The organism is Tamlana crocina, assembly GCF_012037625.1.
Genome location: NZ_JAAVJS010000624.1, coordinates 1 through 331, shown reverse-complemented (window position 1 = coordinate 331; position 331 = coordinate 1). Strand labels below are relative to the sequence as shown.

1 pseudogene is annotated in these 331 nt (G+C 40.8%); it reads right to left on the bottom strand.

The features are described 5' to 3' along the window. Nucleotides 1–331: pseudogene (locus HC176_RS18320) on the bottom strand (asparagine synthase (glutamine-hydrolyzing)); the annotation flags it as partial.

The following is a 331-nucleotide window of genomic DNA, read 5'->3' as shown; positions in this document are numbered from 1 at the left end:
ATCTTCAAATTTCCTTCGGAAAATTCCATGCAATGTCCGGCGGGCAGTTGGTATATTTCTTCGTAAAAGGTTTCATTTGGCATTCCATATGAGCCGTAACTGAAATAATTCGCCCAAACCTTCAGATTATGAGGGATATCAAAAATGACATTTTTAAGCGCCTTTATTTCGCTGCTGAAATAGAGATGGTTTTTAGCTTCAGAGTAATAGAAGGGTTTTACTCCAAATCGATCCCGGGCTGCAAATAGTTTCTGTTCCTGAGAATCCCAGATGGCAATAGCAAACATGCCGTTGAACCTGTGCAGACATTCTTTGCCCCAGTGGATAAATG